We start from the raw sequence: 14,010 nt of genomic DNA, 5'->3' as shown, positions 1-14,010 counted from the left end.
TTGAGTGGGGGGACATCCAACGGATTCAATTGCCCTGCGGAAAGCCTCCCGGAGGGAATCCGAGATTCGGCATGTTCGGCATCCGCGCGGCGGGATTGGATGCGTCGCTGTCGCCACTGTCGAACAGCTCATCCCGTTGGATGCGGAGCTTGGTGTAAGTGTCCTCGGGGATCACGTAGTACCAATCGGCGAATCGCTCATTGAGCTCCTGGCTGCGTCGTCGCGCCTGTTGCAGGTTTTCTTCACGTTGCTCCAACTTTCGCTCGTTGGCTTTGGTGATCTTTTCCTGCACGCCGGCCAAACGCTCCAGCTTCTCTTCCTTGGTCTCGGCAACCGGAGCGGCCTTGGCGTCGTCAGCAGGCTTTTCGGCCGAATCGGACTCAGCTGGCTCCGATGCGGGCGATTCCTGCTCGGATGGCTGGGAGTCCGCGGGCTTGTCGGACGACTCACTTGACGGGCCGGCATCGGCTTGCGCGTCGGATTCAGCCGCGTCCGATTCATCGTCGGACTGCGCGGCGTCTGATTCGGCAGCTTCATCGGAGGCTTCGTCCGCTGCCTGGCCTTGTCCGGAGCCGGTCGACTCTCCGCTGCCCGATGCATCGGTTTCACCCTCGACCTCGGAAACGGCTTCGTTTTCCGGTTCGGAAGACTCGGCGTCCGCGTCGGCGGACGATGCCTTCGAGCTCTCCTCATCGCCAGCTTCGGCAGCATTCTCGTCTGGGGCGTCGGCATTGTCTTCGGCAGGATCTTTCGAATCCGCTTCCGTGCTGCTTTCCGCATCGTCGTCGGCACTTTCATCGGCCGCCGGCTCGCTGTCGGACGCCGGCTCGCTGTCGGCCTCCGGGCCGTCTTCGCCGGGCTGGTCCTGCATCGGTTGGCCCTCGCCGGTTGCCGGTTCCTCAGACGCCGATTCCTGTGTTGCCGCCTGAGCGGCTGCTTCGGCTTCCTGTTCCTTGCGGTCCATGGCATCCAAATCTTCCAGGGTTTGCGGAATCGGTTCCAATTCCGGCGCCGGGAAGAAGGATTCGTCGACGGTCGTGCTGACCATCAGGTAGCGGTTCACGCCGCCGGCGGAATCGGATTCGTCGGCCGTGTCGGTCTCCTCCTCTCCGTCTTCAGCGATCCCGCTAATGTTGCCGAATCGCAGGATGTACTGCACGCCTTCTTGCGTGGTGGCGGTCAGTTCGCCGTTGGCAGACAGGATTTCGATCTCGCCGTTGGGGCCCATCGGAACGGGGATGAAGCCCCGGGTTGCCAGTTGTGCGGCAGCTTCCTGGTCACTCGCAAAGTCTTTGTCGGCCCGCAAATTGGCGCTGATGCCGTCGGGCTTGCGCAGCACGTCCACGAATTTCAGGTCGTCCAGAGCGTTGGTCAGGTCGCTCAGCTTTTGCGTGTTGAGTTTTTGATCCGGGTCGATGGAAACCTCGGTGGGATCGGCCAACGGGTTTTCCTTGTCGTATTCCTTCAGCGAAACCAGCTTCCACTCGGTGCCGTCTTTGCTGAATTCGGCGCTGTAGTTTCGCGTCAACGCGACGCCCTGAAGTCCCAACGATGCGTTGTAGTCTTTGACTTCCAGGTCATTGACATCGATGCTGCTCAACTGCAGAAGATCCTGTTCGATCCAGTCGTTGAATTTGGTGGTCAGGGGGCTGTCATCCAACGAAACGACGTACACCGGATCTTGACCCGGTTTGCGGACGTACAGTTGTCCTTCCTGGCCTTTGACCGGCGCGCCGATGATCAACGAAGCGAGAACTTGTTGCTCGGCATCTTTGAACGTGACCAGGCGGCCGACCCCTTCGTCGCCAACGTCCAGATCTTCCAGTTTGGGTTCGACGACACCCATTCCCGGATGGTCCTCGGGATTGTCGGTCGGCACGTCCAATACCTTCAAATCGACCAGGGAGTTGGCCGCGTCACGCATCTGCTCCACCGCGTCGGCGGGGTAACCGCCTTTGGACGGGATGGTCCACAGACCATTTTCGCTGTCCTTGCGGACTTCGAAGTTGCGCAGTTCGCCCTGGGCGTCGTCAAAGGTGACCACTTTCAAGTCGGCCGCGGCGAGCGGATCCTTGAATTCGGCAAACAACTTGGTGCCGACCAGGCCGTCGACAAGAGACGTTTCGTCCTGCGTGGAGGAGGGCCAGGCAACGATCGCCGCAATCAGCAGCGTGGCCGCGGCAATCGCCCAGAATATTCCGGTCTTCTTGGTTTCGTTCACCGTCAGTATCTCTCGTAAATAAACGTGAGGACGTTTCTTGCGTGTGGAAGTTTGAATGTTTGCGGGAACCGAGTCCTGCGGCGACTTCGCGGGAAGTCGGGCCGCAGCAATGCGCGCCGTTCCCTATTATTTCAGTCGTTCTTTGCTGATGTTTTCGCGTTCCCGCAGGCGACGCGAGGCGAACACCATCACGCCCACGATCAACGGCGGGATGCAAGGAAGCGCGACCGCGTAGGCTTTCACCTGGTTTTGGATCGCCGTGACGCGTTGATCCGACTCTCGCTGGATCTTCGCGATGTTCCGTTCGCTTTCACGCTCGACCCGGGCCCGTCGCACATCCAACGCGCGTTGCAACCGTTCCTGCTTCGTTTGGAACTCGATCGTCTTCGCGTCGATGACGGCTCGTGGGATCCGTCCGTCCTTGCTCTTCTTCTGAAGTTCGGTCAGTTCTTCGCGGAGGTCTTGCAGTTCGCGATCACGTTCCTCTTCGGCTTCACGAATCGCCTCCTTGGATTGCCGGTCAAACTCCTTCCGTTTTCCGCGCACGTCCCGGCTGGCCGATTCCTTCACCGAATCGATCAACTTCAAGCTTGCGAACACCGGCTCGTGCTTGCGGACTTCGATGAAGTCGGTCTCGCCGGTCAACCAGTCGATCGTGTTCAACAGGAACGTCACGTTCTGGAATTGGAAGCGAAGTTCGGCGGCGGTGTTGGGATCGGCACGAAGCTGCAAGAAGACCGGCAGCATCAGGTCGGTGTCAGCGATGTAGGCCACGCGAATCGGATCCGCGGTCGTGTCGACGGGTTTTTCGGCATTGTCTTTTTCACCATCCGCGTCGCCGTCTTTGTCGTCGGACTTGGGAGCGGTCTTGCCTTCGATGGTCATGGCAAGCGTCTGGTTGGGCGAGAAGTCTTCGATCGCGCCGGCGAGCGCACCGGGTCCCTGCTGCATCACGGCCGAGACGGTGTCAAAGGCCAGCAGTCCACTGTCCCTTCCGGTTTGCAGCAGCGGCGTGTGCTGCAGCGTGGGATTGTCGTTGACCTGGATCGCACCGGAGTACAGTGCCAGAACTTGACGCAGTCCCGACGTGATGGAGCTTTCCGAGCTCAGGGCTTGCCCCGATTCGACGCCCGGAGCGTTTTCATCGATGAAGATCCAGAACGGATCGACATTCATGTCCAGGTTCGGATAGGGATTGAAGTTCTGCCAGACGATGTCGCCGTTGAAGTACTGGGCCGTCGGCTTTCCGGGGCTTTTCAGTTCCAGCACATCCCACAATTCTCGGATGTCCCCCTTGGGTTGCTGTCCGCCGCCCATGCCGAACATGCCACCGCTCTGCTGTTTGGGAGCACCGGTTGCGGTGATGTCGGGGCGTGCGAAGGGCAGCGGGTCTTCGAACACGGCGGTCGGCACACCGGCCTTGACCGCTTCGATCAAACGTTCGAATTGCGGCGGGGCCAGGGAGGACGGTTGCACGGCAACCAATGCGTCGTAGACGCCGGGCGTGATCGGAGCCTCCAGGTCGACCTGTTCGACCTCATATTGTTTGCTCAGTTCATCCATCAGCGGGTGCTTTTCGATCCGCCGCATTTGCATGCCCTGGGTGGAAACACCGCCCATCAGTTGGGCGTCGGTGCGGACGATTCCGATCCGCTTACGTGTCCCGCGGGCGACGGTGTTGATCGATCGGACCAATTCGTATTCGACCGGGATGCCGTACTCGAAAATTGGCACCACGACTTTCTCCAGGCCGGCGCGGAATGCCGCTCCCAGGATCAGCCGCTTTTGCTGATAGGAGCCCTGCTCACGCACCATTCGCGTCACGGGCTCGATCCCGAATCGCTCGGCCGCCATCGCGGCTTCTTCGCTGAACAGATCGATGTTCTCGTGGAGGTTGACTTCGATGGTGCGGCCGTTGGCGGCGGCTTCGCTTTGGAATTCTTTCAGCAGGGTGACCAGTTCGTAACGCGTCCGGGCATACATTTCCGGGATGTCGTTGCTGATGAAGGCATCGATCTTGATCGGCCGGTCGGACTCCAGGTTCTCGATCAGCTCGGTGGTCGCGGGGGCCAGCGAACTGACATCCCCTTCGGTCATGTCCAGTCGGGCGACGTCGCGGTTTCGGAACAGCACCACGGCGCTGGCGGTGATCACGATCAACGCGATGATGCGAGCCAGGTAGTGATACGCCATCGTGTTGCCGTCTTTTCCACCGGTCCAATGCCGTCGGCCGATCAGCACCATGCAGATGTAAAGAGCAACGACGGTCACCAGAATGAAGTAGGCCATCGAGGAAATGCTGATCACGCCGCGACCGAAGTCGTCGAACGGGCGTGCGATCCCGCTGTTCTTGACCAGTTCCGCCAAATCCAGGCCGAACACCTGGCGGGTGCCGACGATCGAGTCGGCCAACGATGCGAATGCCAACGGAGCGTTGAACAGGGCGCCCAGGATGAACCCGACCGTCAGGTTGCCGGTCAGGAACGACGCGACCATTCCGATCGCGATCATAGTCACGCCGACGAACCAATACCCCAGGTAGGTCGTGAAGATCAGGCCGACGTCCAACGCGCCCTCTGTCAGAATTGCCAGCGTCACAAACGTGCTCAACTGCGAGAACAGCAGCGACGCGGTGAAAATGGCTGCTGCTGCCATGTACTTTCCGATCACGATGTCAAAATCGTCCGCGGGAAGCGTCAGCAGCAGTTCGTCCGTCCCGGCCCGTTTTTCCTCCGCCCAAATGCTCATCGTGATCGCCGGAATGAAGACCAGCATGATCAACGGGTACCAGTAATTCAGCTGGTCCAGCGTGGCCAGGTTCTGGTTGAAGAACTCATAAGGCCAAAACGCGGCGACCGAAGTCAGGAAGACAAAGATGCACAGAAAGACGTAACCGGTCGGGTTGCTGAAGTAACCGACAAAGTTCCGCTTCATCACCGCAAAGGCGGCGCGTTTGGTTCCCGCGATCAGGCCAAAGACCGCTGCCAGGATGCACAAGAAAATGGCGTCCCGAATAAGCAGGGTTCCCAGGGCTGTGACGATGCTGCTCATGGTATCAGAGAACTTGGATGTGGTTGTTCAGGAGAGAATGGGCGTGGGCGGTGGCACCGCCGCAACCAGTCGCACCGATCGGGACGAAGCCCGCCGGAAACGCCGCCGATCAGGTGGCCGCGTGGTCGTCGCTGTGGGTGAGTTTGTAAAAGGCTTCGTCCAGGTCGTTGTCTCCCCGGACGCGAAGGCCGTCGACGTCGCCGTCGTACACCAGCCGGCCTTCGTTGATCATGATGACGCGGTTGGCCATCGCCTCGACTTCCTGCAGGATGTGCGTTGACAGCAGAATTGTCTTGGTTTCGGCCAGCTTCCGCATCGTCTTCCGGACGCCTCGGATCTGATTGGGATCCAAACCGGCCGTCGGCTCGTCCAAAATCAGCACGTCGGGATCGTGCAGCAACGCTTGGCTCATGCCGACCCGCTGCTTGAACCCTTTGGAGAGTTTGCTGATCGACTTGTACATCACCGAGGAAAGGTCGCAGATCTCGACGACGGCTTCGATTCGGTCCCGTTTGGCCGGACCGGACAGCCCTCGAGCCTCGGCAAAAAAGTCCAGCATCCCGGAGGGCGTCATTTCCATGTACAGCGGGCCGCTCTCGGGCAAGTAGCCGAGGTGGCGGCTGCCCTCGATCCGCTGGGTCATCATGTTGCATCCGGCGATTCTGGCTTCACCTTCGCTGGGGGCGATGTAGCCGGTCAACATTTTCATGGTCGTGCTCTTGCCGGCCCCGTTGGGCCCCAGGAACGCCACCAACTCACCCTGCAGAACCGAGAATTGGACGTCGCGAGCCGCGGCGAACGGTCCATAGAACTTGCTCAATCCAAGCGCCTCGATCATCGGGCGTCGTTCGTCAGTTTCGGTCATGTTCGTCTTGGAATGTCAGGGTCGGGATAGACGTTAAGCGACTGCTACGACAAGCAAATCGCCGCGGTTCACGGCGGAGACGCAAATTTTGACGCACCTGCGGCACCCTGCCGAAAGGCGTCGACGCGGCAGCCGCCGACGGGACCGGCCGACGGCCGACGTCCAGTGTTTGCCCATCGGGATTGCTCCGCAGAACGAGCCGGCGGAGCCTGATGGCGAGAAACATAACCGGACGAGCTCGATCTGCGAACGGCGGTTCCGCGGACTTCGTCAGGCCGGAACGCGGCTCGCGGTCCCCTAGGGAATCCATCGCCGAACACGGGCCACCTTCACGGACACGTCGCCAAATCTCGGGGTGGAAATCCCGACCGCGGTGCACGCCACCCGGTGGGGCGGAGGGGGGTGGTCGGAATTCGCGGGGGCGAATCGGCGGGGACCGCGCTGAGGCCGGACCCTCGGCGGCCTTGCCAGACGCCCGAGCTGAAAGTACAGGCGGCCCTCACGGAAACGGCCATCCGCATGGATCGGAGGGACGTTTCCGGCGGAATTTGACGCCCCGGAGGAAGTTTTCGCCGGGCATTCAGGCCGGCGAAATCAGGTTCTATTTGAACCCTTCACGCTCGATGATCACGTCGGCGCCGGGGGTCAATCGTTTCAGCTTGCGGACGACCTCGTCCTTGTCCATCGTGCCGGCCTTCCCACGAGCGATCAGCTTGGCCACCTTCTTTCGGCGGGTGCGGAGACGTTTGATTTCGCGGACTCGTTCGATGCCACTCGGCATGGCAAACTCCAACTTGCGGTGAGAAAGATGGTTTGAAGTAAATGGTTCGGGCCGCGGAGTCTACTCGCTTTTTCGGCCGTCGAGTAGTGCGTTGACGGGCTCGCCGCCCCGCGTCCTTCGGGAGCCCCCGCCGTGACGGTTGGTTCTTCATCTTCCACCCTCCGCCCGAGAATGCGACCCTCCGCCTGAGAAGACGAACGGTCGGGTGGTCGGCGTCGTCTCTCGCCAGCGGGCGGCCATGGGCCGATCGGCCGGACTCAGGCCTTCTTCTTGACGCCTTTTTTCTTGGTGGTTTTCTTCTTGGCCGACTTTTTCTTGGCGGCCTTCTTTTTGGTTGCTTTTTTCTTGGTCGCCTTCTTCTTCTTTTTCTTTTTCGAGCCGCCTTTGGCAGCCCGTTCGGCCAGCAGGTCGATGGCGGCTTCGAAGCTCAGCTCTTTCGGATCGGTCCCCTTGGGCAGTGACGCGTTGGTGTCGCCGTCGGTGACGTAGGGTCCGTAGCGTCCGTCCAGCACTTTGACCTCGCCGTCGGTGACGGGCGACTTCTTCTCGAACACCTTGATGGGTTCTTTGGGGGCGGCACGTCCGCGGCGTTTGGGTTCGCGAAGCAGCTTGATGGCTTCATCCAACGTCACCTCCAACGGCGAGACCCCGTCGGGGAGCGATCGGGTTTCCTTTTCGCACTTGACGTACGGCCCGTAGCGTCCGTCAAAGGCCTGGATCGGCTTGTCGTTGTCGGGAAAATTCCCCAGGGTCCGCGGCAGTTGCAGCAGTTTGCAGGCCATCTCCAGCGTCAAATCTTCGACGGCCATTCCTTTCAGCAGCGATTGGTTGCGTTTCTCCGGGTCGTCAGGTTCTCCGAGCTGCAGGTAGGGTCCAAAGCGACCGACTTTGACGAAAATCGGTTTGCCGGTTTCCGGGTGGGTCCCCAGCGGCTCGTCCTCGACCTGGCCGGCATCGAGCAATTCGATCGCGCGGGCCAAGTCCAGTTCGTCCGGAGGCATGCCCTCGGGGATCGGGGCCTTGCGTTCTCCCTGTTCCAAGAAGGGGCCGTACTTTCCGACGCGGACAAAGACTTCTTCGCGATGCTCGCCTTCGGACGGTTTTCCGATCAGGAATCGCGCCGTGACGCGGGGGTCGATCTCCTCCAGCTTTTTCTCCAGACGCGGCTTGAGGGCGACGTTGTGGTCGGCCTCCGTGTGGTCGGCGGGTTTCGCGTCTTCGCCGAAGTAGAAACGACGCAGGTATTCCTCGGCGCCGCCTTCGTTGCGGCTGATGGAATCCAGGAAATCTTCCATGTCGGCGGTGAACTGATAATCGACCAGGGTGCCGAAGTGTTCCTCCATCAACCGCGTCACGCTGAAGGCTCGCCAGCTGGGGACCAGGGCGTTGCCCTTCTTGAAGATGTAGTTCCGCCGTTCGTCGGTGATCGTGCCGATGATGGAAGCGAAGGTGCTGGGACGGCCGATCCCCTTTTCTTCCAGCGTTCGCGTCAGCGATGCTTCGGTGTAGCGGGCCGGCGGCTGCGTGGTGTGGCTTTTGGGGTCCATCGACTTGGCGTCCAGGGATTCATCCTGCCGGACGTTGGGCAGCAGCCGTTCCTTGTCGGCCAATTCGGCTTCCGGGTTGTCGCTGCCTTCGACGTAGGCTCGCAGGAAGCCTTCGAACAGAATGCTGGTGCCGGTGGCGGTGAACGTGGCGCCGCCGCCTTCGATCGAGACGCTGATGCGTTGCTTTTTGGCGTCGGCCATCTGGCAGGCCACGGTCCGCTTCCAGATCAAGTCATACAACTTGAATTCGTCCGGGCCGAGTTCGCCTCGGATCGATTCGGGAGTCCGGAAGGTCGTTCCGGCTGGCCGGATGGCCTCGTGAGCCTCCTGAGCGTTTTTGACCTTCCCCTTGTAGACCCGAACTTCCGGGTGCAGATAGTCCTTGCCGTAGACCGACCCGACCAGAGAGCGGGCCGATGAAATCGCCTCCTTGGACAGCGTGGTGCTGTCAGTCCGCATGTAGGTGATGTAGCCGTTTTCGTACAGCTTTTGGGCCGCGGTCATGGTCCGTTTGGCACCGAATCCCAATTTGCGGTTGGCCTCCTGCTGCAGCGTGCTGGTGGTGAACGGGGCCCGAGGCCGCTCACTGAACGGTTTCACCTCGACCTTGGACACGGTGAATTGGCTGTTTCGCAAACGTTCGGCGAGCGCGTTGGTCTGTTGCTCGTCCAGCAGCAGCAGGTTTTTCTTGGTCGGCTTGCCGGTGTCGGGATCAAAGTCTTTTCCGGCCGGAACCCGCTTGCCGTCATAGGAGGTCAGGGTTGCCGGCAGGGATTCGTTCGACGCGGTCTGGAACACCGCATCGATGTCCCAGTAGGTGGCTTTGACGAAGGCGATTCGTTCGCGTTCACGCTGCACGATCAATCGCACCGCGACGCTCTGGACCCGTCCGGCACTGGTGCCGCTGCCGACTTTCCGCCACAGCAGCTGGGACATGTCAAAGCCGTACAGTCGGTCCAGGATGCGTCGTGTCTCCTGGGCACGGACCAGACCCTGGTCGATCTGGCGGGTGTGTTCCAGGGCCGACGTGATCGCTTCCTTGGTGATTTCGTGGAACACCAGCCGATGCACCGGCACCTTCGGTTTCAGGATCTCGTGCAGGTGCCAACTGATCGCCTCCCCCTCGCGGTCTTCATCGGTCGCCAGATACAAACTGTCCGCTTCTTTCAACGCGGCTTTCAGCTTGCTGACCTGTTTCTTCTTGTCGGTGGGAACGATATAAAGCGGTTCGAATCCCTCGTCGACGTTGACGCCCAGGTAGGCCCACGGCTCGTCACGGAACTTGTCCGGGACGTCTTTCTTTCCTTCCGGCAAATCACGGACGTGGCCGATGCTGGCTTCGACCTGATAACGGCCCCCCAAGAATTTCGAGATTGTCCGTGCTTTCGCGGGTGATTCAACGATCACCAAGCTTTTGCCAGTGCTCTTTGCCATCTAAAAAAGCTGTTCTTCTCGGAGTTGGTGGAGGTGCCGGGCCCATGGGGGTAGTGGTAGCGAGGGAAGGACGACCTCGTCAATCCTCTGTCGGCGGACGATCCTCTATCGGCGGGCGATTTTCCCAGGCTCAGTTTGGATAACCGACAAGTGGGCGGCCCGCAACGTGAAACCCGAATGATTCCGGCTTGACCCTTGAAAAGTCGGGGCGATACGCTTTGGGATTCCATTTCGAGCCTTTTCCGCGATCCCCTTTCTTCCCAAAGTCCCCGCCATGAGTCCTCTGGAGCTGTTTCGACGCAATCAAAAGGTCATGATGACCGGTTTGATTCTGCTGGCCATGTTCGCATTTGTCGTTCTGCCGGCCGTCTCGCAGTACATGCAACGCAGCGGGCCGGGGATGGTTGACCCGGTGCTGGCCAAGTTCGACGGCGTCCCGCTGACGCAAAGTCGCATCAGCGCCTTCACCCAACAGCACTATTCGACGGTGCAGTTCCTGAGAAAGCTGGCGGAGGAAACGATTCGCCGCGGCGGCACACCCCAGGTGCCGGGATTCAGCTTTGACCAGCAAACCAACACCGTTCAGGGCGTCGGCATCAACGCGTCTCCCGGCGAAGACGTCTCCATCCGAACCCTGCAATTCGCCGCCGAAGCACAAAAACAAGGCTTCGAACTGGATGACACGGCCATCGAATTGTGGCTGGAGCAGTTCACCAACGGGACCATGAGCGAGCGGGAAATGTATGCCCTGCTCCGCCAAGAAACGAACAATCGCATGGGGCAGTACCAGCTGTACGACATGCTCCGCAAGCAGCTGTTGTCGTCGCTGTACTTCCGCGGTGCCAACGCCACGGTGGCACGGGGCCAGATGCCGTTGCAGACCCCGCTGGGACATTGGAAGAACTTTTTGAAGCTGAACCAGAAGGCGACCGTCAATGCGTACGGCGTGCTGGTCAACGATTTCATTGAGCAAACCGACGCGAATCCCTCCGAATCCGAGGTGGTCGCGGTCTACGAGGACGGAAAGAATCGTTATCCCAGCGACCAGTCCCCCGAGCCGGGCTTTCGCCGACGCGACACGGCAACCTTTGAATACCTGATGGCGGACCTGCAAAAGTTCCGCGATCAGGAAGTGGCAAAACTCTCCGACGAGCAAATCAAGGCCGAATACGAGCGGCGAAAGGCCGGAGGTGACTTCCAGTTGCCGGCCGAAGCTGCAGTTTCCACCGACGACGCCGACAACAATGCCGACGCCGACAACAATGGCGATGCCACGGCCGGCGCGCAGCCGTCCGCCGAGATGAAGTCTGAGGCCGGCAACGAATCGCAAGATGGCGAAACGCCCAACGACAATGCCGACGACTCGACGCCCGAGCAGCCCGCCGCGGAGGAAACGTCGGAATCCGACGACCAGGCCGCAGCGACAAAAGCCGAACAGGATTCGCAGGCCAACCAGGACCAAGTGGAAGCTTTCGCCAAGGAATTGGAACAGGCGTCCAATCTGACCGACGAGTCGGCTTCCACCGGCTCGGACGCAGCCGAGACTGAATCTTCGGCAGAAGGCGAGCCGTCCGACGCGGAAGCTCCGGCCGACTCTCCGGTCGACGAAGATCAGTCTGCGGTATCAGGCAATGACGCCGTCCAATTGGTCGCCATGCAGAGCGACGTGGCCACGGGGGACGACGCCGAAGCGAGTGAGCCCAGCGAAACCCAGCCCAGCGAAACCCAGCCCAGAAGCGAAACCCAGCCCAGCAGCGAAACCCAGCCCAGCGACTCGGCGGCCGATGATGCGGCGGCAACCGGCGGCAACCAGGCCGACGAAAATGCCGATGAACCGCAAACCGAAACGCCAGAGCCGCGTTACCGGCCGTTTGACGAAGTTCGCGACCAGGTTGCCCAGTCGATGGTGGAGAACAAGGCTCGGGTCGCCTTGGACCAGGCGATCACCAAAGCGCGCAGTGAAATGAAACGTTACTTCAGCGAGCGGGCGATTTATACCGGCGGAGCGGACCAATCGAAACCGGCTCCGGAGCGACCCGACCTGCAGAAATTGGCTGACGAGTTGGGACTGACCTACCGCAAGATTGGTCCCCATGATCCCGTGAGCCTGGCCGACGAGCCGATCGCTGATTCGTTCGAAGCCGGAACGGAGTTGTCCCGACGCGGCGTCCCGTTCACCGCGTTGATGTACGGCGTTGAGGGGCAGATGATGAAGCAGCCTCTGTTCCGTCCCGTTGCAACGGTCGACCTGGAATCGGCTCGAACCTACCTGAGTTGGAAGACGGACGAGAAAGATGCCTACACGCCGCCGCTTGATGAGGTGCGTGGTGAAGTGGTGCAAGCGATCCGCATGGCTCAGGCACGCGTTCTGGCTGAACAGGCTGCCGAAGGGCTGGCCAAGAAGGCCGCTGAGAACGAAGACCTTGCCGCGCTGGTCCCCGAGGACCGCAAGGACCAATTCCACCAGGATGTCGGACCGTTTAGCTGGTTGAACATGGTCGGCTTTGGCAGCGTGACGATCGGGAACGTGCCGGAGTTGGATAGCGTCGGCCAAGATTTCATGAAGCAAGTGTTCAACACGTCGAAGGGCGGTTTTGCCGTCGCTCCCAACCAGCCCGAACGCGTGTATTACGTCGTGAAGGTGACGGACTTGCAGCCGTCAGTCAGCGATCTGCGAGCCATTTTTGCCCAGCCCTCCGAACGCATGATGGCGACCTTCATGGGAGACGGAACGGCCGCGAAGGTGCAAGAAGGTTTCTTTGACGCCGTCGATCAGCGGACTTCGTTTGACATGATCGAACAAGTCGAAGAATAGCGGCTTCGCTGTGACACCGACGGCTTCGCTGTGGCACCGACGGTTTCGACTTTGGCGGGCTTGGGCCGGATCACCGTCGGTCCTTTCCGGGGACGTTCGCTCGTCGGACGTCCCTCGCGTTCATGGTCTCGCGGTTGAGTCGATCAATCGTTGCAGTTGGTCGTCGATCGCGGCGACCGCCGGTGCGGCTCGCAGGGGCTCGATCTGCTTGCGGCATGCTTGCCACGCTTGCCAAACGGAGTCTTCGGGCTGGAGCGGAGTTCGCTTGCTGATTTCGGCGACCAGGTTTGCAGCGTGCGGGAGGGATTCGTAGCGCAGACTTCGCGGCACGTATTCGACGTAGCTCAAATCGTTAGGAGCCACCGGAATTGCCCCCGCCCAGATCGCCTGGCAGAAGGCGATTCCGAAGAACTCGTGATCGGCGGTCGAAACCGCCACGTCCAATTTGCCCAACCACTTCTCGTATTCCATCGTCGTGGGGGCAAAACCGTCGTGGAGGATTTGGTCGGCGAAGCGTCGCTTCAGTTCATCCAGGTGGTCCGCCTGGCGGCCGCGCTCTCCCAGCAGGATCAATTGGAAGTCCACCGCCATTGAGTTCAGTTGCGTCAAAAGTTCCAAGAAGCGGTCGGGACGTTTGTCGTGTTCGAAACGGCCCACCCAGCCGATCCGAAGGGGCGACGAATTGGAAGCCGCGGAGAAGGACGCCGGCCCACGTTTTCGCGCCAGAGTCGGCCCATCGTTGGTCACCGATGGATGGTCGAATCCGGGCGTAAGGACGTGGCTTCGCTCTTCGACGGCTTGCACGTCGACCACGTCTTGGTCGTCGGGCATCCGGCGTAAAAAGGCGCGGCTTTCCTCCAGAAACGTGCGGCGATTGAATTCAGAATTGAACCAGCATTCGTTCGCCGCTGCGGCACTGGTCAGATTAGTGAACGCGTAATGATGGTCCACGCGAGACCCGGGCGCCGGTGGGTAGACCCACTGGTTTTCATGAAAGTAGACGACGATGGGAACCCGTGTGACCCAGTCGTGAAGTCTCCGATCCCGGGCGGCGAATCCCAACCAAGTGGCCAGGTCCAGCATGTCGCTGCACAACAGCGCGTCGGGCTCACGGGACGCCGCCAATTCCGCCACTTGATTCAGAATTGCCATGGGGGCGGATCGCATCCGCCATTTCCAATGTCTGGCAGGTAGCGTGGCGAATCGCCAACGATGGCGGCTGTATCGATCGAGCGCGCTGAGGAAAGCGTGATGACTGCCCCCGTCGTAGGGTTCGATCGCCAGCACTTCCATCGG

At 60.6% G+C, this 14,010-nt stretch carries 7 protein-coding genes; 1 reads left to right on the top strand and 6 read right to left on the bottom strand.

The window, feature by feature from the left end:
* Positions 1-25: 25 nt before the first annotated feature.
* From FYK55_RS07965 to topA, 5 genes are all read right to left on the bottom strand, one after another.
* Positions 26-2,221: a DUF4340 domain-containing protein gene (locus FYK55_RS07965; protein ID WP_150075833.1), complete on the bottom strand. Its 2,196-nt coding sequence runs from the start codon at positions 2,219-2,221 to the stop codon at positions 26-28.
* Positions 2,222-2,347: 126 nt separating this feature from the next.
* Positions 2,348-5,272 carry a Gldg family protein gene (locus FYK55_RS07960; RefSeq protein WP_150075832.1) on the bottom strand — a complete coding sequence of 975 codons (2,925 nt, stop codon included), beginning with the start codon at positions 5,270-5,272 and terminating at the stop codon, positions 2,348-2,350.
* 109 nt (positions 5,273-5,381) lie between these two features.
* Positions 5,382-6,137 (bottom strand): ABC transporter ATP-binding protein, encoded by a 756-nt coding sequence (locus FYK55_RS07955; protein ID WP_150075831.1) that lies wholly within the window; start codon positions 6,135-6,137, stop codon positions 5,382-5,384.
* A gap of 601 nt (positions 6,138-6,738) precedes the next feature.
* Positions 6,739-6,918: a DUF6800 family protein gene (locus tag FYK55_RS07950; RefSeq protein WP_150075830.1), complete on the bottom strand. Its 180-nt coding sequence runs from the start codon at positions 6,916-6,918 to the stop codon at positions 6,739-6,741.
* Between the two features lie 257 nt (positions 6,919-7,175).
* Positions 7,176-9,899, bottom strand: a complete 2,724-nt coding sequence (topA, locus tag FYK55_RS07945; protein WP_150075829.1) for a type I DNA topoisomerase — start codon at positions 9,897-9,899, stop codon at positions 7,176-7,178.
* A gap of 274 nt (positions 9,900-10,173) precedes the next feature.
* Here topA and FYK55_RS07940 point away from each other — a divergent pair, with 274 nt between their 5' ends.
* Positions 10,174-12,714 carry a hypothetical protein gene (locus FYK55_RS07940; RefSeq protein ID WP_150075828.1) on the top strand — a complete coding sequence of 847 codons (2,541 nt, stop codon included), beginning with the start codon at positions 10,174-10,176 and terminating at the stop codon, positions 12,712-12,714.
* 120 nt (positions 12,715-12,834) lie between these two features.
* Here the strand turns inward: FYK55_RS07940 and FYK55_RS07935 are convergent, their stop codons facing one another.
* The gene (locus FYK55_RS07935; RefSeq protein WP_150075827.1) at positions 12,835-14,007 is read right to left on the bottom strand and encodes a tRNA-queuosine alpha-mannosyltransferase domain-containing protein; all 1,173 of its coding nucleotides are present in this window, start codon (positions 14,005-14,007) and stop codon (positions 12,835-12,837) included.
* Between the last annotated feature and the right edge of the window lie 3 nt (positions 14,008-14,010).

This window comes from Roseiconus nitratireducens (assembly GCF_008629675.1).
In the GTDB taxonomy this organism is placed as follows: Bacteria; Planctomycetota; Planctomycetia; order Pirellulales; family Pirellulaceae; genus Stieleria; species Stieleria nitratireducens.
This window is presented reverse-complemented; position numbering and strand designations above follow the sequence as displayed.

Coding starts and splice junctions, on each gene's coding strand:
- FYK55_RS07960 (WP_150075832.1), bottom strand. CDS start 5,272: ATGAGCAGCATCGTCACAGCCCTGGGAACCCTGCTTATTCGGGACGCC.
- FYK55_RS07955 (WP_150075831.1), bottom strand. CDS start 6,137: ATGACCGAAACTGACGAACGACGCCCGATGATCGAGGCGCTTGGATTG.
- FYK55_RS07950 (WP_150075830.1), bottom strand. CDS start 6,918: ATGCCGAGTGGCATCGAACGAGTCCGCGAAATCAAACGTCTCCGCACC.
- topA (WP_150075829.1), bottom strand. CDS start 9,899: ATGGCAAAGAGCACTGGCAAAAGCTTGGTGATCGTTGAATCACCCGCG.
- FYK55_RS07940 (WP_150075828.1), top strand. CDS start 10,174: ATGAGTCCTCTGGAGCTGTTTCGACGCAATCAAAAGGTCATGATGACC.
- FYK55_RS07935 (WP_150075827.1), bottom strand. CDS start 14,007: ATGGAAGTGCTGGCGATCGAACCCTACGACGGGGGCAGTCATCACGCT.